Annotated in this window: 15 protein-coding genes, 2 tRNA genes and 2 pseudogenes; 16 read left to right on the top strand and 3 right to left on the bottom strand. The window is 70.3% G+C overall.

All coding sequences use genetic code 11. The features are described 5' to 3' along the window. Positions 1 to 37: 37 nt before the first annotated feature. From dnaA to PS271_RS13975, 10 genes are all read left to right on the top strand, one after another. The gene (gene dnaA / locus PS271_RS14020) at positions 38 to 2002 is read left to right on the top strand and encodes a chromosomal replication initiator protein DnaA (protein ID WP_398382225.1); all 1965 of its coding nucleotides are present in this window, start codon (positions 38 to 40) and stop codon (positions 2000 to 2002) included. Positions 2003 to 2926: 924 nt separating this feature from the next. Continuing rightward, the gene (gene dnaN / locus PS271_RS14015; RefSeq protein WP_356278370.1) at positions 2927 to 4057 is read left to right on the top strand and encodes a DNA polymerase III subunit beta; all 1131 of its coding nucleotides are present in this window, start codon (positions 2927 to 2929) and stop codon (positions 4055 to 4057) included. Between the two features lie 131 nt (positions 4058 to 4188). Continuing rightward, a complete protein-coding gene (gnd, locus tag PS271_RS14010; RefSeq protein ID WP_398382224.1) occupies positions 4189 to 5067 on the top strand; it encodes a phosphogluconate dehydrogenase (NAD(+)-dependent, decarboxylating) in 879 nt (292 codons plus the stop codon). A gap of 96 nt (positions 5068 to 5163) precedes the next feature. Continuing rightward, on the top strand, positions 5164 to 6288 hold the full coding sequence (gene recF / locus PS271_RS14005; protein WP_398382223.1) for a DNA replication/repair protein RecF: 1125 nt from the start codon (positions 5164 to 5166) through the stop codon (positions 6286 to 6288). Next, entirely contained in the window at positions 6285 to 6830 is a 546-nt protein-coding gene (locus tag PS271_RS14000) for a DciA family protein (RefSeq protein WP_398382222.1), read from the top strand. Before recF ends, PS271_RS14000 begins: the two co-directional genes overlap by 4 nt. 387 nt (positions 6831 to 7217) lie before the next feature. Then, positions 7218 to 9266, top strand: coding sequence for a DNA topoisomerase (ATP-hydrolyzing) subunit B (gyrB, locus tag PS271_RS13995; RefSeq protein ID WP_398382221.1), 2049 nt, complete (start codon positions 7218 to 7220; stop codon positions 9264 to 9266). Positions 9267 to 9318: 52 nt separating this feature from the next. Further along, positions 9319 to 11949, top strand: a complete 2631-nt coding sequence (gene gyrA, locus PS271_RS13990; protein WP_398382220.1) for a DNA gyrase subunit A — start codon at positions 9319 to 9321, stop codon at positions 11947 to 11949. Positions 11950 to 12291: 342 nt separating this feature from the next. Beyond that, complete coding sequence (locus tag PS271_RS13985; protein ID WP_398386840.1) at positions 12292 to 13017, top strand: DUF3566 domain-containing protein; 726 nt, start codon at positions 12292 to 12294, stop codon at positions 13015 to 13017. Between the two features lie 71 nt (positions 13018 to 13088). After that, positions 13089 to 13162, top strand: a tRNA-Ile gene (locus tag PS271_RS13980). Between the two features lie 183 nt (positions 13163 to 13345). Then, on the top strand, positions 13346 to 13480 hold the full coding sequence (locus PS271_RS13975) for a DLW-39 family protein (protein ID WP_003958712.1): 135 nt from the start codon (positions 13346 to 13348) through the stop codon (positions 13478 to 13480). Between the two features lie 98 nt (positions 13481 to 13578). Here the strand turns inward: PS271_RS13975 and PS271_RS13970 are convergent, their stop codons facing one another. Together PS271_RS13970 and PS271_RS13965 are read right to left on the bottom strand one after the other, a co-directional pair. Continuing rightward, positions 13579 to 14706 (bottom strand): serine/threonine-protein kinase, encoded by a 1128-nt coding sequence (locus PS271_RS13970; RefSeq protein WP_398382219.1) that lies wholly within the window; start codon positions 14704 to 14706, stop codon positions 13579 to 13581. Positions 14707 to 14719: 13 nt separating this feature from the next. After that, the gene (locus PS271_RS13965) at positions 14720 to 15265 is read right to left on the bottom strand and encodes a helix-turn-helix domain-containing protein (RefSeq protein ID WP_388626511.1); all 546 of its coding nucleotides are present in this window, start codon (positions 15263 to 15265) and stop codon (positions 14720 to 14722) included. A gap of 118 nt (positions 15266 to 15383) precedes the next feature. On the opposite strand from PS271_RS13965, the gene PS271_RS13960 reads away from it, so the two are divergent. Next, a tRNA-Ala gene (locus PS271_RS13960) sits at positions 15384 to 15456 on the top strand. Positions 15457 to 15608: 152 nt separating this feature from the next. Here PS271_RS13960 and PS271_RS13955 read toward each other — a convergent pair. Then, on the bottom strand, positions 15609 to 16175 hold the full coding sequence (locus PS271_RS13955; protein WP_398382218.1) for a Gfo/Idh/MocA family protein: 567 nt from the start codon (positions 16173 to 16175) through the stop codon (positions 15609 to 15611). Between PS271_RS13955 and PS271_RS13950 the strand changes: the two are divergent. From PS271_RS13950 to PS271_RS13930, 5 genes and pseudogenes are all read left to right on the top strand, one after another. Beyond that, a pseudogene (locus PS271_RS13950) lies at positions 16176 to 16759 on the top strand (beta-ketoacyl synthase N-terminal-like domain-containing protein); the annotation flags it as partial. Next, positions 16756 to 16908, top strand: coding sequence for a beta-ketoacyl synthase N-terminal-like domain-containing protein (locus PS271_RS13945; protein WP_398382217.1), 153 nt, complete (start codon positions 16756 to 16758; stop codon positions 16906 to 16908). The pseudogene PS271_RS13950 and the gene PS271_RS13945, both read left to right, overlap by 4 nt. Before the next feature lie 10 nt (positions 16909 to 16918). Next, a pseudogene (locus PS271_RS13940) lies at positions 16919 to 17168 on the top strand (ketosynthase chain-length factor); the annotation flags it as partial. Between the two features lie 327 nt (positions 17169 to 17495). After that, complete coding sequence (locus PS271_RS13935; RefSeq protein WP_398386838.1) at positions 17496 to 18440, top strand: ATP-binding cassette domain-containing protein; 945 nt, start codon at positions 17496 to 17498, stop codon at positions 18438 to 18440. After that, on the top strand, positions 18440 to 18589 hold the full coding sequence (locus tag PS271_RS13930; protein ID WP_398382216.1) for a hypothetical protein: 150 nt from the start codon (positions 18440 to 18442) through the stop codon (positions 18587 to 18589). Before PS271_RS13935 ends, PS271_RS13930 begins: the two co-directional genes overlap by 1 nt. The last annotated feature ends 21 nt before the right edge of the window (positions 18590 to 18610 follow it).

Here is an 18610-nt window from a genome sequence, read left to right as displayed (position 1 = left end):
TGACGGGGCGCCCCCAGTGACTGAGAGAGCGTGCCCTGTGGCTGACCTGCCTGCCGATCTTGCCGCAGTGTGGCCGCGCGTGCTCGACCAGCTCCTGGGCGAGGGCCGGGACAAGCGCGGCCAGGGCGTCGAGACCAAGGACGAGCACTGGATCAAGCGGTGCCAGCCGCTGGCCCTCGTCGCGGACACCGCCCTGCTGGCCGTGCCCAACGAATTCGCCAAGGGCGTGCTCGAGGGCCGGCTCGCGCCGCTCGTCAGCGAGGCCCTCAGCCGCGAGTGCGGCCGCCCCATCCGGATCGCGATCACCGTCGACGACTCCGCGGGCGAGTCCCCCGCCGAGCGCCCCCAGGCCCCGCAGCAGTCCCGCTACGAAGAGCCTGCGGGCCGCGGCGGCGCCGGCCAGGGCCGCGACGCCTACGAGTCCCGGGACGGCTACGAGAGCTTCGACAACGGCGCCTACGAGGGCCGCGAGAGCTACGGCCGCCAGGCCCCGGCCGACGACCTGCCCTCCGTGCGCCCCGCCTACCCGGACTACCAGCAGCAGCGCCCCGAGCCCGGCGCCTGGCCGCGCCACTCGGCCCCCTCGGGCCCCCCGGTGCCGCCCCCCGGTGACAGGGGCGACAGGAGCGACTACGGCTGGCAGCAGCAGCGCCTCGGCGGCTTCGCCGAGGGCGAACGCGATCCGTACGCCTCGCAGCACTCCGGCGGCGGCTACGAACCGCAGGGTTCCGACTACCGGACGCAGCCGTCCGAGCGCCTGCCGTACGAGCAGCAGCGCCACGACATGCCCGGCCGCGACATGCAGGGCCGGGAGATCCCCGGCCGGGACATGGGCGGCCGCGACATGCAGGGCCGGGACATGCAGGAGAGCGGCCCGCGCGGCGGCGACCGGTCCGACCGTCCCGTGTCCGGCGGCGCCCCCGGCCCGCTCGCGGCGAAGCCGTCCCCGGCCCCCGGCCCCGGCGAGCCGACCGCCCGCCTGAACCCGAAGTACCTCTTCGACACGTTCGTGATCGGCGCGTCCAACCGCTTCGCGCACGCCGCCGCGGTCGCGGTGGCCGAGGCGCCGGCGAAGGCGTACAACCCCCTCTTCATCTACGGCGAGTCGGGCCTGGGGAAGACCCACCTGCTGCACGCCATCGGGCACTACGCGCGCAGCCTCTACCCGGGCACGCGCGTGCGCTACGTGAGCTCCGAGGAGTTCACCAACGAGTTCATCAACTCCATCCGCGACGGCAAGGCGGACGCGTTCCGCAAGCGCTACCGCGACATGGACATCCTCCTGGTCGACGACATCCAGTTCCTGGCGAGCAAGGAGTCGACGCAGGAGGAGTTCTTCCACACCTTCAACACCCTCCACAACGCGAACAAGCAGATCGTGCTGTCCTCGGACCGGCCGCCCAAGCAGCTGGTGACGCTGGAGGACCGGCTGCGCAACCGCTTCGAGTGGGGCCTCATCACGGACGTCCAGCCGCCCGAGCTGGAGACCCGCATCGCGATCCTGCGCAAGAAGGCGGTGCAGGAGCAGCTGAACGCCCCGCCGGAGGTCCTGGAGTTCATCGCCTCCCGCATCTCGCGCAACATCCGCGAGCTGGAGGGCGCGCTGATCCGGGTGACGGCCTTCGCGAGCCTGAACCGGCAGCCGGTCGACCTGGGCCTGACCGAGATCGTCCTCAAGGACCTGATCCCGGGCGGCGAGGATGCCTCGCCGGAGATCACGGCGCCGGCCATCATGGCCGCGACCGCCGACTACTTCGGGCACACCGTCGAGGACCTGTGCGGGGCCTCGCGCAGCCGCGTGCTGGTGACGGCCCGGCAGATCGCCATGTACCTGTGCCGCGAGCTCACGGACCTGTCGCTGCCGAAGATCGGTGCGCAGTTCGGCGGGCGGGACCACACGACCGTCATGCACGCGGACCGGAAGATCCGCGCGCTGATGGCCGAACGGCGCTCCATCTACAACCAGGTGACCGAGCTGACGAACCGCATCAAGAACGGCTGAGGACACCGCAGAGGACGTCCGAGGGCGCTCCGGGAGGCTTCCCGGAGCGCCCTTTTCGCGGTCCTGGGGACGTCCTCTTCGCGGTCCCGGGGACATGAACAGCGGTCCTGGGGACGTCGCAGGGGCCTCGCGGAGGTCTCGCAGGGGCGCTTCGGGGGCATCCGGTGTCCACAGCCGTGGACAGCTCTGTTCGAATACGTGCGCCGGACCCGGGGTTCTCCACAGTTTCCTTGCCGACCGGCTGTCCACACCCTGTGGGCTGCGAAGTTGTCCATACGCCGTCCACAGCGCAGGCTGTTGATAGCCCATCAGGCGAGGTCAAGGGCGTGTGGATTTGTGGCTGACAGTCTTCCACAGCCTGTGGACAGACTTATCACCCACAAGGACCCCTCGGCGTTGTCCACCGGCCGCCCACAGGGGAGTGGATGTTGTACACAGTCTTTCCACACCCCTGTCCACTGTTCGGCAACGAAACGCCCGGGCTCACCGCACCGAGTGAAAGGCGTCACACCAAGGTGCCGGATTGGGCTGTGGGGAACCTGGGTAAAACTGGGGACAGCCCTGGGGAGAAGTGCGCCCCGCCTGTGCACTGGTTGTGCAGAACTTTCCGCGGTCCACAGCGCACCCCGCTTATCCACTGCCCCCGCCCACAGGCCCGGTGGACAAAAAAGCGGCGTTGACCTGGGCAAAGAGGGTTTTCCACCGTTTCCACAGGCCCTACTACTACGACCACAGAGATCAAGCGGGGAACTCGTTTCGAAGTGGGTCCTGTGCACAACTCGGCCGCGGGCCGCGCCACGCCCTCCGACCCGACTTGACCCCGAGACGCACCAGCTGTCAGCGGCGTACGTCAGACTGGTCTCCGGCAAGCAGCCGACGAAGAAGCCAGCAGGGCGAGCCAGCAACAAGCAGGAGGCGGTTCCGGTGAAGATCCGGGTGGAGCGCGATGTACTCGCGGAGGCAGTGGCCTGGGCGGCCCGCAGCCTCCCGGCCCGTCCGCCGGTGCCCGTCCTCGCGGGCCTGCTGCTGAAGGCCGAGGACGGCTCCCTGAGCCTGTCCGGCTTCGACTACGAGGTCTCCGCCCGCGTCTCGGTCGACGCCGATGTGGAGGAGGACGGCACCGTCCTCGTCTCCGGCCGCCTCCTCGCCGACATCTGCCGCGCACTTCCCAACAGGCCTGTGGAAATCTCCACCGACGGTGTGCGCGTCACCGTGGTCTGCGGCTCTTCGCGATTCACACTCCACACCCTGCCTGTGGAGGAGTACCCGGCGCTGCCGCAGATGCCCACCGCCACGGGCACCGTCCCCGCCGAGGTCTTCGCCGCTGCTGCCGCGCAGGTCGCCATCGCCGCCGGCCGTGACGACACGCTGCCGGTGCTCACCGGTGTCCGCATCGAGATCGAGGGCGACACCGTCACCCTGGCCTCCACCGACCGCTACCGCTTCGCGGTCCGCGAGTTCATGTGGAAGCCCGAGACCCCGGACATCTCCGCGGTCGCCCTGGTCCCCGCCAAGACCCTGCTGGACACCGCCAAGTCCCTCAGCGGCGGCGACACCGTGGCGCTGGCCCTGGCCGGCTCCGGTGCGGGCGAGGGCCTGATCGGCTTCGAGGGCGCCGGCCGCCGCACCACCACGCGGCTGCTCGAGGGCGACCTGCCGAAGTACCGCACGCTCTTCCCCACCGAGTTCAACTCGGTCGCCGTCATCGAGACCGCGCCGTTCGTCGAGGCCGTCAAGCGCGTGGCCCTCGTCGCCGAGCGGAACACCCCGGTGCGGCTGAGCTTCGAGCAGGGCGTGCTGATCCTGGAGGCCGGCTCCAGCGACGATGCACAGGCTGTGGAGCGCGTCGACGCCCAGCTCGACGGCGACGACATCTCGATCGCGTTCAACCCCGGCTTCCTGCTGGAGGGCCTGTCGGCGATCGACTCCCCGGTCGCCCAGCTGTCCTTCACGACGTCGACGAAGCCGGCGCTGCTGAGCGGCAAGCCCGCCGTCGACGCCGAGGCGGACGACGCGTACAAGTACCTGATCATGCCGGTTCGCCTGTCCGGCTGACGCCGCTGACGGGATCGGCCGCGGCGGGGGTGCGCAGCCTTTTGAGCGCCCCCGCCCCACAGGTGTGCAGCGCCTGCCCGGCGTAGGCTCGGACCCAGGTACGAACCCACTCAAGGCATAGAGGATCACCCATGGAGCTCGGTCTCGTCGGTCTCGGCAAGATGGGCGGCAACATGCGCGAGCGCATCCGCCGCGCAGGTCACACCGTCATCGGATACGACCGCAACCCTGACCTCGCGGACGTCAGCAGCCTCAAGGAGCTGGTCGACTCCCTCCAGGGCCCGCGCGTGGTGTGGGTCATGGTTCCGGCCGGTGCCGCCACCCAGTCCACCATCGACGAGCTCGGCGAGCTGCTCTCCCCGGGCGACATCGTCGTCGACGGCGGCAACTCCCGCTGGACCGATGACGAGAAGCACGCCGAGGAGCTGGGCCACAAGGGCATCGGCTTCGTGGACTGCGGCGTCTCCGGCGGCGTCTGGGGCCTGGAGAACGGCTACGCCCTGATGTACGGCGGCGACGCGGCGAACGTCGCGCGCGTCCAGCCCGTCTTCGACGCGCTCAAGCCCGAGGGCGACTTCGGCGCGGTGCACGCGGGCAAGGTCGGTGCCGGCCACTTCGCCAAGATGGTGCACAACGGCATCGAGTACGCCATGATGCAGGCCTTCGCCGAGGGCTGGGAGCTGCTGGAGAAGGTCGACTCCGTCACCGACGTGCGCGAGGTCTTCCGCTCCTGGCAGGAAGGCACGGTCATCCGCTCCTGGCTGCTCGACCTGGCCGTCAACGCCCTCGACGACGACGAGCACCTCGACAAGCTGCGCGGCTACGCCGCCGACTCCGGCGAGGGCCGCTGGACGGTCGAGGCCGCGATCGACAACGCCGTGCCGCTGCCCGCGATCACCGCGTCGCTCTTCGCGCGCTTCGCCTCCCGGCAGGACGACTCGCCGCAGATGAAGATGATCGCCGCGCTGCGCAACCAGTTCGGCGGCCACGCCGTCGAGAGCAAGCAGTAAAGGGCAAGCAGTAAAGAGCACGTAGTACCAGGCACCACAGCAGTAACAGCATCACCAGCAGGACGAGTAGTACACAGCGGAAGAGGTCGGCGCACCATGCATGTCACGCATCTGTCGCTGGCCGACTTCCGCTCGTACGCCCGGGCCGAGGTCGCCCTCGACCCGGGCGTCACGGCGTTCGTGGGCCCGAACGGCCAGGGCAAGACCAACCTCGTCGAGGCGGTCGGCTATCTGGCCACCCTCGGCAGCCACCGCGTCTCCTCCGACGCCCCGCTGGTCCGGATGGGCGCCGAGCGCGCCGTCATACGGGCCGCCGTGGTCCAGGGCGAGCGGCAGCAGCTGATCGAGCTGGAGCTCAACCCGGGCCGCGCCAACCGGGCCCGGATCAATAGGTCGTCCCAGGTCAGACCGCGTGACGTGCTCGGCATCGTGCGCACCGTGCTGTTCGCCCCCGAGGACCTGGCCCTGGTCAAGGGCGACCCCGGCGAGCGCCGCCGCTTCCTGGACGAGCTGATCACCGCGCGCACCCCGCGCATGGCGGGCGTCCGCTCCGACTACGAGCGGGTCCTCAAGCAGCGCAACACCCTCCTCAAGAGCGCGGCGATGGCGCGCCGGCACGGCGGGCGCGGCCTCGACCTGTCCACGCTCGACATCTGGGACCAGCACCTGGCCCGCGCCGGCGCCGAGCTGCTGGCCCAGCGGCTCGACCTGATCGCGACCCTGCGCCCGCTGGCCGACAAGGCCTACGAGCAGCTGGCGCCCGGCGGCGGCCCGGTCGCCTTCGACTACCGCGGCCCCGCCGGCATCGAGGGCGCCCACACCCGCGAGGAGCTGTACGAGGCGCTGCTCGCGGCGCTCGCCGAGGCCCGCAAGCAGGAGATCGAGCGGGGCGTGACGCTGGTCGGCCCGCACCGCGACGACCTCGTCCTGCGGCTCGGGCAGCTGCCGGCCAAGGGGTACGCGAGCCACGGCGAGTCCTGGTCGTACGCGCTGGCGCTGCGCCTGGCCTCGTACGAGCTGCTGCGCTCCGAGGGCAACGAGCCGGTGCTCGTCCTGGACGACGTCTTCGCCGAGCTGGACGCCCGGCGCCGGGTGCGGCTGGCGGAGCTGGTGGCCCACGGCGAGCAGGTGCTGGTCACCGCCGCGGTCGACGACGACGTGCCGGAGGTCCTCACCGGCGCCCGGTACGCGGTCTCGGACGGCAAGGTCGAGCGCGTATGAGCACGCACCCCGGCTCGCCCTCCGAGCACCCGAAGCCGCCCGAGCCCTCCGGAGTGGACCTGGCGCGGGTCGCGCTGCGCGCGGCCAAGGAGCAGGCGCGGGCGCGGGGCGCCGCGGCCCAGCAGAAGAAGCAGGTGCGCCGCGGCGGGGGGCTGCGCTCCGGTGCGCGCGCCGACGGCCGCGATCCGCTGCCGCTGGGCGCCGCCATCAACCGGCTGATCACCGAGCGGGGCTGGGAGAAGCCCGCGGCGGTGGGCGGGGTGATGGGCCGCTGGCCGCAGATCGTGGGCGACGCTCTGGCCCTGCACTGCACCCCGCAGACCTTCGACGAGGACTCGCACGTCCTGACGGTGCAGTGCGACTCGACGGCGTGGGCGACGCAGCTGCGGCTGCTGGCGCCGCAGCTCGTGGCCCGGCTCAACGACGACCTCGGGCAGGGCACCGTACGGACGATCAAGGTGCTGGGCCCGGGCGGCCCCGCCCGCCGCTACGGCTCGCTGCGCGCCCCCGGCAGCACGGGCCCGGGCGACACGTACGGCTGAGACGGCGGAGCCGGAAGAGACGGCTGACCACGGAGCCGACGGCGGAAGCGGGAGCGGCCGCGGAGGCCTGTGATGACACGGGTTGACCGGCGTGGCGCGTGAGCCGGCGCTGAGACCCCGCTCACGGTAGCGGGCGGTTGACAGCCCGAAGCGCTGAGTGCCGCTGTGAGCCTCTCGGAGCCCGGGGGCGCATATAGGGAGTCGGCTGATGCCGGTTCAGGGCGGCACGTGCAGGCTCAGGCACCGCCAAACCCCCATTCATGTCAGCGCTACCGGTAGACTGGTGGCAATCCCGCCGGCTCGCGGGACTCGTCGACCAACGCAGAACGACGCAGCCGCTCCTGCCTGCCTCGGGTGGGGTCTCCCCGCCGCAGTCGGGGATGGCCTGTGCTGTGCCAGAAAGGGCGCTTCGTGGCCGATTCCGGCAACCCCAACGAGAACACCACCCCTTCCAACGAGACGGCCGGGACCGCACCCGCGGGCGCGCCCGAAGCGGTGTCCTACGACGCCAGCGCGATCACCGTCCTGGAGGGTCTGGACGCCGTCCGCAAGCGGCCCGGCATGTACATCGGCTCGACCGGTGAGCGCGGCCTGCACCACCTCGTCTACGAGGTCGTGGACAACTCCGTCGACGAGGCCCTCGCGGGCCACGCGGACACCATCGACGTCACGATCCTCTCCGACGGCGGCGTGCGCGTCGTGGACAACGGCCGCGGCATCCCGGTCGGCATCGTGCCCTCCGAGGGCAAGCCCGCCGTCGAGGTCGTCCTGACCGTCCTGCACGCGGGCGGCAAGTTCGGCGGCGGCGGCTACGCGGTCTCCGGCGGTCTGCACGGCGTCGGCGTCTCGGTCGTCAACGCGCTGTCGACGCGCGTCGCGGTCGAGGTGAAGACCGACGGCTTCCGCTGGACCCAGGACTACAAGCTCGGCGTCCCGACCGCCCCGCTCCAGCAGAACGAGGCGACCGACGAGCACGGCACCTCGGTCACCTTCTGGGCCGACGGCGACATCTTCGAGACCACCGAGTACTCCTTCGAGACGCTCTCGCGGCGCTTCCAGGAGATGGCGTTCCTCAACAAGGGCCTCACCATCTCGCTGACGGACGAGCGCCCGGCGCACGTGGACGAGGAGGGCAAGCCCCTCACCGTCCGCTACCACTACGAGGGCGGCATCTCGGACTTCGTCCGCTACCTCAACTCGCGCAAGGGCGAGGTCATTCACCCCACGGTGATCGACTTCGAGGCCGAGGACAAGGAGCGGATGCTCTCCCTCGAGGTCGCGATGCAGTGGAACACCCAGTACACCGAGGGCGTCTACAGCTTCGCGAACACCATCCACACCCACGAGGGCGGTACGCACGAGGAAGGCTTCCGCGCGGCGCTCACCGGTCTGATCAACCGCTACGCGCGCGACAAGAAGCTGCTCCGCGAGAAGGACGACAACCTCACGGGCGACGACATCCGCGAGGGCCTGACGGCGATCATCTCGGTCAAGCTGGGCGAGCCGCAGTTCGAGGGCCAGACCAAGACCAAGCTGGGCAACACCGAGGCCAAGACCTTCGTGCAGAAGGTCGTCCACGAGCAGCTGACGGACTGGCTGGACCGCAACCCCAACGAGGCCGCGGACATCATCCGCAAGTCCATCCAGGCCGCCACCGCGCGCGTCGCGGCCCGCAAGGCCCGTGACCTCACGCGCCGCAAGGGCCTGCTGGAGACGGCGTCGCTGCCGGGCAAGCTCTCGGACTGCCAGTCGAACGAGCCGGCCAAGTGCGAGATCTTCATCGTCGAGGGTGACTCCGCCGGCGGCTCGGCCAAGTCCGGCCGCAACCCGCAGTACCAGGCGATCCTCCCGATCCGCGGCAAGATCCTCAACGTCGAGAAGGCGCGGATCGACAAGATCCTCCAGAACCAGGAGATCCAGGCGCTGATCTCCGCCTTCGGCACCGGCGTGCACGAGGACTTCGACATCGCGAAGCTCCGCTATCACAAGATCATTCTGATGGCGGACGCCGACGTCGACGGTCAGCACATCAACACCCTGCTGCTCACCTTCCTCTTCCGCTTTATGCGTCCCCTGGTCGAGGCCGGTCACGTCTACCTCTCCCGTCCCCCGCTCTACAAGATCAAGTGGGGCCGGGACGACTTCGAGTACGCGTACTCCGACCGCGAGCGCGACGCCCTGATCCAGCTCGGCCGCGAGAACGGCAAGCGGATCAAGGACGACTCGGTCCAGCGCTTCAAGGGTCTCGGCGAGATGAACGCCGAGGAGCTGCGCGTGACCACCATGGACGTCGACCACCGCGTCCTGGGCCAGGTCACCCTGGACGACGCCGCGCAGGCGGACGACCTGTTCTCGGTGCTCATGGGCGAGGACGTCGAGGCCCGGCGCTCCTTCATCCAGCGCAACGCCAAGGACGTCCGCTTCCTCGACATCTGAGCCTGTCGGCCCACCCCGAGACAGCCGCAGCGCGAAAGGACTTTGAACACCCATGGCCGACGAAACCCCTGAGACCCCCACCGCCCCCGTGCCCGAGGTGACCCCCGAGGGCGCGCCCGCTCCGCTGGAGGGCGTGGGCATGCGCGTCGAGCCCGTCGGGCTCGAGACGGAGATGCAGCGCTCCTACCTCGACTACGCGATGAGCGTGATCGTCTCGCGTGCGCTGCCCGACGTGCGCGACGGCCTCAAGCCGGTGCACCGCCGCGTGCTCTACGCGATGTACGACGGCGGCTACCGCCCCGAGAAGGGCTTCTACAAGTGCGCCCGCGTCGTCGGTGACGTGATGGGTACGTACCACCCGCACGGCGACACTTCCATCTACGACGCCCTCGTCCGCCTGGCCCAGCCCTGGTCCATGCGGATGCCGCTGGTGGACTCCAACGGCAACTTCGGCTCCCCGGGCAACGACCCGGCCGCCGCCATGCGCTACACCGAGTGCAAGATGGCGCCGCTGGCCATGGAGATGGTCCGGGACATCGACGAGGAGACCGTCGACTTCCAGGACAACTACGACGGCCGCAACCAGGAGCCGACGGTCCTGCCGTCGCGCATCCCCAACCTGCTGGTCAACGGCTCCGCCGGCATCGCGGTCGGCATGGCCACCAACATCCCGCCGCACAACCTCCGCGAGGTCGCCGAGGGCGCCCAGTGGTTCCTGGCGAACCCGGAGGCGAGCTCCGAGGAGCTGCTCGACGCCCTCGTCGAGCGCATCAAGGGCCCCGACTTCCCGACCGGCGCCCTCGTGGTGGGCCGCAAGGGCATCGAGGAGGCCTACCGCACGGGCCGCGGCTCGATCACCATGCGCGCCGTGGTCGAGGTCGAGGAGATCCAGAACCGCCAGTGCCTGGTGGTCACCGAGCTCCCGTACCAGACCAACCCGGACAACCTCGCGCAGAAGATCGCCGACCTGGTGAAGGACGGCAGGATCGGCGGCATCGCCGACGTCCGCGACGAGACCTCGTCCCGTACGGGCCAGCGCCTGGTGATCGTCCTCAAGCGGGACGCGGTCGCCAAGGTCGTCCTCAACAACCTCTACAAGCACACCGACCTCCAGACCAACTTCGGCGCCAACATGCTGGCCCTGGTCGACGGCGTGCCGCGCACCCTCTCCCTGGACGCCTTCATCCGCAACTGGGTGACGCACCAGATCGAGGTCATCGTCCGGCGCACCCGCTTCCGGCTGCGCAAGGCCGAGGAGCGCGCCCACATCCTGCGCGGCCTGCTCAAGGCCCTGGACGCCATCGACGAGGTCATCGCGCTCATCCGGCGCAGCGACACCGTCGACGTCGCCCGCGAAGGCCTGATGGGCCTGCTGGAGATCGACGAGATCCAGGCCAACGCGATCCTGGAGATGCAGCTGCGCCGGCTGGCCGCCCTGGAGCGCCAGAAGATCGTGGCGGAGCACGACGAGCTCCAGGCGAAGATCAACGAGTACAACGCGATCCTCGCCTCGCCCGAGCGGCAGCGTCAGATCATCAGCGAGGAACTCACGGCGATCGTCGAGAAGTTCGGCGAGGACCGGCGCTCGGCGCTGGTGCCCTTCGACGGTGACATGTCCATCGAGGACCTGATCGCCGAGGAGGACATCGTCGTCACGATCACCCGTGGCGGCTACGTGAAGCGCACGAAGACCGACGACTACCGCTCGCAGAAGCGCGGCGGCAAGGGCGTGCGGGGCACGAAGCTTAAGGAAGACGACATCGTCGACCACTTCTTCGTCTCCACCACCCACCACTGGCTGCTCTTCTTCACCAACAAGGGCCGGGTCTACCGCGCCAAGGCCTACGAGCTGCCGGACGCCGGGCGCGACGCCCGCGGCCAGCACGTGGCCAACCTGCTGGCCTTCCAGCCGGACGAGAAGATCGCCCAGATCCTCGCCGTCCGCGACTACGACGTCGCGCCGTACCTGGTGCTCGCCACCAAGTCCGGCCTGGTGAAGAAGACCCCGCTCAAGGACTACGACTCCCCGCGCTCCGGCGGCGTCATCGCCATCAACCTGCGCGAGACCGAGAGCGGTGCCGAGGACGAGCTGATCGGTGCCGAGCTGGTCTCCGCCGCGGACGACCTGCTGCTGATCAGCAAGAAGGCGCAGTCCATCCGGTTCACCGCTACGGATGAAGCCCTCCGCCCGATGGGCCGGGCCACGTCCGGCGTCAAGGGCATGAGCTTCCGCGAGGGCGACGAGCTGCTCTCCATGAGCGTCGTGCGCCCGGGGACGTTCGTCTTCACGGCCACCGACGGCGGCTACGCAAAGCGGTCGAACGTGGACGAGTACCGCGTTCAGGGCCGTGGCGGCCTCGGTATCAAGGCGGCCAAGATCGTGGAGGATCGGGGCTCGCTGGTCGGTGCGCTGGTGGTCGAGGAGACCGACGAGATCCTTGCCATTACGCTCGGCGGCGGCGTGATCCGCACACGGGTCAGCGAGGTCAGGGAGACGGGCCGTGACACCATGGGCGTCCAGCTGATCAACTTGGGCAAGCGCGATGCCGTTGTGGGCATCGCACGGAACGCCGAGGCCGGTCGCGAGGCTGAAGAGGTCGAGGAGTTGGCCGATGCAGCCGAGGGCGACGGGGCCCAGGGTGCCGAGGGCGCATCCGCCCCGGCAGGAAACACCGAGGAGTAAGTCGTGAGTCGAGCCACGGGCGCCGCGGCAAGCGGTGCAGGTGCCGAGCGCAGTACTTCCGCCGCACCTGCTACCGATGAGGCGGGCGCCCGTGGCTCCGCCGCGGACGCGGGCTCCCGAGGGGGGACGTTGACGGACACCCGGAAGCCGGAGCCCTACCACCCGCCGCAGGCGTACGAGCCTCCGGCCGGTTCTGCCGGTGCGGAGCCGGCCCCGTCCGGCAAGGACGAGGCCGGGAGCACCGCCGGCGCCGGGAAGCCCGGCAAGGCGGCCGAGGCCGCGACCTCCAAGACTGCGCCTTCCGCCGAGGTGAAGGCGGCCGGAGCGGGGAAGGCTGCAAGCGTGGCTGACGAGACGGGGAACGGCAGCGGGAGCGACAGCGCCGGGAGCAACGGGGGCAAGCCCGCTGCGAAGGGCTCGGCGAAGGGTTCGGCGAAGGCCTCCTCGGCCGACCCGCGGAACGCCGTCAAGGCTCCGCCCCGCATCCCCGGCCAGGACGGCCCCAAGCCCGCCACGGGCGCCCTCAAGAAGGGTGGCGCGGGCAAGGGCGCCGGTGCCGCCCAGGCGCCCCGCCAGGAGTCTCAGCAGGCCTCCGGGGCCGGCGCTGCCGTGCCGCGCCCCGCGGCCCCCCAGAAGCCCGTGCAGGACGGCGGGGCCTCCGCTGCCGCGCCCCGCCCGGCAGGGCGCCCCGCGCCCCGTACGCGCACCGCACGGCTGCGGGTGGCCAAGGCCGACCCCTGGTCGGTGATGAAGGTCAGCTTCCTGCTGTCGATCGCGCTTGGCATCTGCACGATCGTCGCGGCGGCCGTGCTGTGGGCGGTCATGGACGCCATGGGCGTCTTCTCGACCGTCGGCGGAACGATCAGCGACGCCACGACCTCCAGCGACGGCGGCGGCTTCGACCTCCAGTCGTTCCTGTCGCTGCCGCGGGTGCTGCTCTTCACCTCGGTCATCGCGGTGATCAACGTGGTCCTGGCGACCGCGCTGGCCACCCTGGGGGCCTTCGTCTACAACCTTTCGGCGGGCTTCGTGGGCGGCGTGGAGCTGACCCTCGCCGAGGACGAATAGCCGTGCGCAGGGGCCCGGCGGACCGGATTTTGGGACTGGGCCCCAAGTGCGCTAATCTTTCGGTGTCGCGCGGGGCTATAGCTCAGACGGTTAGAGCGCTTCCCTGATAAGGAAGAGGCCACAGGTTCAAGTCCTGTTAGCCCCACCGCACGATCGGCCCGGACGGAGATTTTCTCCGCCCGGGCCGATCTGTTTTCCCCAGGTGGGGAGTTGGGTGTGCGACCGGCCGGCGGAAGCGGGCGCCGCACAGGTCACCGATCGGTATCGGCCGGTGTGTATCATCGGCCACCAGAGGTCCCCTTACGTCAAGGAAAGACGAGGTCGCGCGGTGAAGAAGCTCCTCCTGGTCGCACTGGCCGCCATCGGCGGGCTCCTCGTGTACCGCCAGATCCAGGCGGATCGCGCCGAGCAGGACCTGTGGACGGAGGCGACCGACTCCGTGCCCGCAGGTTCGGGTGTGTGAGACAAACGAGTCCTGAGCAGGGCCCCGGCCGACCCGGCCGGGGTCCTGCTGTTTTCATACGCAAATGATTCATTTGCGGTAGCAAGCTGTCCGGCAGGCTAGGCGGAGGCGAGCGCCCAGAAGCCGATTCCCAGGCAGATCAGCGCGACGATCAGCACGGGGACGGCCACCTTCGCGGGCGGGCCGGGCCGCCGTTCAGGAGCGGGCTGCCGTACGGGCTGGGGCGCCGTGTAGAGGCGTGTGGGCAGCGGGGCGGGATGAGCCGGCGGGGAGAGCGGCAGCGGGGCTTGCGGCGGCGGGTGCGGCGGGTAGGCCGGCAGGGGCGGCGGCACCGGCGCGGCCGGGCGCTGCGGGCCGTCCGGGCCGAACCCCGCGGGCAGCGGTCCGAGCTGGTCGAAGACCTCGATGGGCTCCTCGTCCGCGGCGGGGGCGCCCAGCATTTCCACGGCCGCCGCGAGGGCTTTGCGCGCGCCCGTGGCCGTACGGAAGCGCAGTCCCGGGTCCGGCTGCAGGAGGCCCGCAATCAGGTGCCAGAGGGGCTCGGAGACCTCTTCCGGGGCGCCGGGCGTGCCGTGCTCGGTGAAGCGCTCCACGAGCGCCTCGGCGTCGGGTTTGCAGCCGGTGAGGAGATACAGCGCGGTGAGGCCGACGGCGTAGAGGTCGGCGGGGAAATCGGGCTCGTCGCCCAGCATTTGCTCCGGCGCGAAATAACCGGGAGTGCCCATGACGTAGTTGGCGTCCGTCAGCCGGGGCTCTCCCTTCCGCATGGCGATGCCGAAATCGGAGAGGCGGACGTGGGGCCGGCCGGTGCCGGTCGCTTCCAGGAGGACGTTCGCGGGTTTGATGTCCCGGTGCACCACGCCTTCGGCGTGCACCGCCGCGAGGCCGGACAGCAGCTGGTCCAGCAGGACGCACACGTAATGCGGCGGCAAGGGCCCGTAGTCGCCGATGAGATGGGCGAGGGAGCCGCCGCTCACCACGTCCATGGTGAACAGCACCTTGTCGTCGTCGGCGGCCCAGCTCATCGGCGCGACCACGTGCGGGTGGTCGATCCGTAAGCCCTGCTCGCGGACGAACCTCAGCAGAGTGTGGGCGTCGCTCTGCTGGAGGACCTTGGCCGCCACGTAGCGGCGCCGGCGCCGGTCCCAGGCACGCCAGACGGCCCCCACCCCGCCCCGGCCGATCGGGTCCACCAGCTCGTAGCGCCCGGCGAAGAGCTCACCCATCGCGTGCGCGCGGTCAGCTCTGGTGGGCCTCGTAGTGCGCGACCGCCTCGGCGGTCCGCCCGGCGCCGTACACCCGCAGGAACTCGGCGAGTTCGGGATGGGTGGGGGCCAGGCTCTGCGCGGCCTCGATGATGTCGCCGGCGCCGGCGACGGAGCGCAGCAGGGACTGGATCTCGCGGACCACCCGGCGCACGGTCGGCGCGCCGCTGCTGGCCGTCGTCTGCGTGGAGTTGAGGACGGAGCCGCCCGAGCTCTTCTTGACCTCCTCCATCCGGTCGGCGGCCTCGGCGGCGCTCACGGTGCCGTCGGCGACCTGGCGGGAGAGGTCCTGAAGCGCCTGGACCCGCTGGACGACCGCGGGGTTGCCGATCTTCGCGCGCTGGCCGCTCATCAGCTGGGAGAGCATGGGCGCCGACAGGCCGAGCACGGAGGCGAGCCGGGCCTGGTTGAGGCCGAGGTCGTCGATGAGCCGCCGGAAGAGCGCCCCCAGCGGCTCCCCGTACCAGCTACGCTGCAGCTCCCGCGCGCGGGCGGTGGCTTCCTGCTGTGCTGCGTCCATCTCGCTCTCCCCTTCGCTTCGCTTCAGCGAATCTTGCGGTGCATCCTACGGAGAGTGCTGGGCCCCGGCGATACCCGGTCGGAAAACACCGCGGGCACCGGGTAGTCTGGTCGGCGACGGGGCCTTAGCTCAGTTGGTAGAGCGCTGTCTTTGCATGGCAGATGTCAGGGGTTCGACTCCCCTAGGCTCCACTCGTCAAACACCCTCTGAACTGCGGAAACGCAGATTCAGAGGGTGTTTTTCGATGCCTGCGGGCGGAGGCGTCCGGGCCCGCTCGACGACGGACCGCGCCGTGTCGTGGAGTTTCGGCCCCTGGGCCCCTGAGCCCGGTCGCCCGGTCGCGTCAGGTGCTCGCGGCCGATGCCTTCCGCCGGATCTCGTCCACGAGTTCCGCCTGGCGCAGCGCGTCCTGGGCGTGATCCTCGAACCCGTCCCCGGACAGCGCCGTCGCGGCGAAGCAGCGCATGGCGAGAGCGAACTGGTCGGCCGCGGGCAACCGCAGTTCCTCGGCCTCGCCCCCGCGCTCGATCCTGATCACCGGCGTGTGGCCGGGCGGAGGAGTGAAGGCCCGGTCCACCCGGATCACGCCTTCGGTGCCCCACACCTCGTACGCGCACTGGTAGGCGTTGTCCAGCCCGAACGTCAGCTGCGCCACGGTTCCGCCCGGGGTCCGCAGGAGAGCGGCGCCGCCGACGTCCACACCCAGGGCCGGGTCGTGGGTGAGCACCGCGCCCGCCACGGCCGGCGGGCCGTCCAGCAGGAGCCGGGCCGCGCGCAGCGGATATCCCGCGACGTCGAGCAGGGCACCGCCGCCCAGCGCCGCCTGGTAGCGGATGTCGTCGTCGGGCCGCCGCGGGATGGCGAAGGCGGCGTGGAACGCCCGCGGCTCGCCGATGGCGCCCTCGGCCACCGTGACTGGGTCGTCGACCCGGTCTACGCCGTCCCGCACCTCTACGACTACTTCGTCCCCAGCTCGCTGGCCGCCGAGGTCGCCCGGGGTGGCCGGCGCGGAGGCCCCGCCGGTCTGATCTCCGCCGGCTGCACCTCCGGCCTGGACTCGGTCGGGCACGCCACCGAGCTGATCCGCGAAGGCTCGGCGGACGTGATGATCGCCGGAGCCACCGACGCTCCCCTGTCACCCATCACGTTCGCCTGCTTCGACGCCATCCGGGCCGCCTCGAACCGCAACGACGACCCCGAACACGCGCTGCGGCCCTTCAACCGCACCCGCAACGGCTTCGTCCTCGCCGAGGGGGCGGCGGACCCCGGTGAGCTCCATCAAGGCGGTCATCGGGCATTCGCTGGGTGCCGTCGGTTCCATAGAGGTCGCCGCCTGCGCCATGGCGATCGAGCACGGCATCATCCCGCCGACCGCCAAACGTCCCCCTCGTGGCGCGCGAGAAGAAGCTCGACACGGTTTTGACGGTCGGCAGCGGCTTCGGCGGCTTCCCGAGCGCCATGCTCCTCACCCGGCCTGGAAAGGCGGCACAATGACCGCGGTCATCACCGGAATCGGTGTCTGCGCGCCCAATGGGCTCGGCACCGAGGAATTCTGGAAGAGAACGCTCGACGCGACGAACGCGATCGGACCGATCGCCCGGTTCGACGCGTCCTCTACCCCGTCCGGCTCGCCGGTGAGATAACGGGCCGCGTCCGGTCACCGCGCCCAAGACCATGACCGGGACGCCTGAGTTCCGGTGGTGCGCCGCTCGACGTCGCCGCCGCGCTGCTGTCGATCCGCGACGGCGTCATCCCGCCGACCGTCAACGTGACGCGCGAAGCCTTCCGCAACGAGCTCGACCTGGTCCGCGAGCCGCGGCAGGGCGCACTGTCCACCGCCTTGATCGTCGCCCGCGGCTACGGCGGCTTCAACGCCGCGCTGGTCGTCCGCTCGGCCGCGTAGGCGCCAAGTCCACCACACTGAGGAGAAATTCAGGAGCGAGTTCAGCATCGACGACCCGAAGCGGATTCGGCGCAAGGCCGCGGGAGAGGACGAGATGGACGTGATCAACACCCCCCGCGAGTTCCTGGACTTCGTGAACGGCAGGCTCTCCGCGGCCGCTTGATCCGATCGAAGAAGCACGCATGAGCCCTTGTCCGGACCGTAAGGTTCCGGAAAAGGGCTCAGGCCTATTCGCTCCTTCGGCCCGGGCAGGACATATCTCCTGCCCAGGAGAGCATCTTTGTCTCTATTGGCGCCCGGCCCCGGAACCGTAACGTCGTCCCCATGATGCAAACAGCTGCGTATTCCAGGGCACCGCAGCGGACGGGCTCTGCGGTGAGCTTCGCGAACGTGACGAAGACCTATGGGAACGTCCACGCCGTCAACGGGCTTGACCTGGAGATCGGACGCGGGGAGACGGTGGCCCTCCTCGGTCCGAATGGAGCGGGCAAGTCCACCACCATCAACATGATGCTCGGACTGCTTCCGCACGACGGCGGCGAGATCCGGCTCTTCGGCAAGGAGCCCGGACGCGCCGTCCGGGAGGGGCAGATCGGCGCGATGCTCCAGGAGGGCGGCCTGATCCCCCGGGTCACCGTCCAGGAGCTCATCAACTTCATGCGCGGCACCTACGAGGCCCCGCTTCCCCTGGGCGAGATCCTGGAGACCGCCCAGCTCACCAAGCTCGCCACCCGGCGAGTCGACAAGCTCTCGGGCGGCCAGGCCCAGCGCGTCCGCTTCGCCCTCGCCCTGACCGGCAACCCCGACCTGATCGTGCTGGACGAGCCCACGGCCGCGCTCGACATCCAGTCCCGCCGCGACCTGTGGGCGACGATGGCGGCCTACGCCGAACGCGGCAACACGCTGCTCTTCTCCACCCATTACCTGGAGGAGGCCGACGAATACGCCAAGCGCATCGTCGTCATCGCCCAGGGCAAGGTGCTGGCCGACGGCACCGGAGCGGAGCTCAAGCGGACCGTGGGCGGCAAGACCGTGAGCATCGACCTCGACGCCACCGGCACCGACGGCATCGCGACGCTGCCGGGCGTCACCCGGGTGGAGGTCCGCGGCGCGCGGATCCACCTGACCACGTCCGACGCGGACCTCACCGTGACGGCGCTGGCGCGAACCGGCGCCCTGCGCAACGTAGAAGTGACCGGCGGCGGCCTCGAAGAGGCCTTCCTCGGCCTGACCAGCGATCTGAACAAGGATCACCAGAGGAGCGGTTCCTGATGTTGGTCGGCTACCTGCGGCTGGAACTGCGCCGCACCGTCCGCGACAGCGGCTTCCTCATCATGTCCCTGATCGCACCCGTGTGTCGGCGTACACATGAACGTCCCCAGCCGCGTACGGATGAAAAGGGACAGTTGTTGATGCGGTGACCGCTGGGGCCCGGCACTCTT

This window comes from Streptomyces sp. SCA2-17, from assembly GCF_044336695.1.
This window is presented reverse-complemented; position numbering and strand designations above follow the sequence as displayed.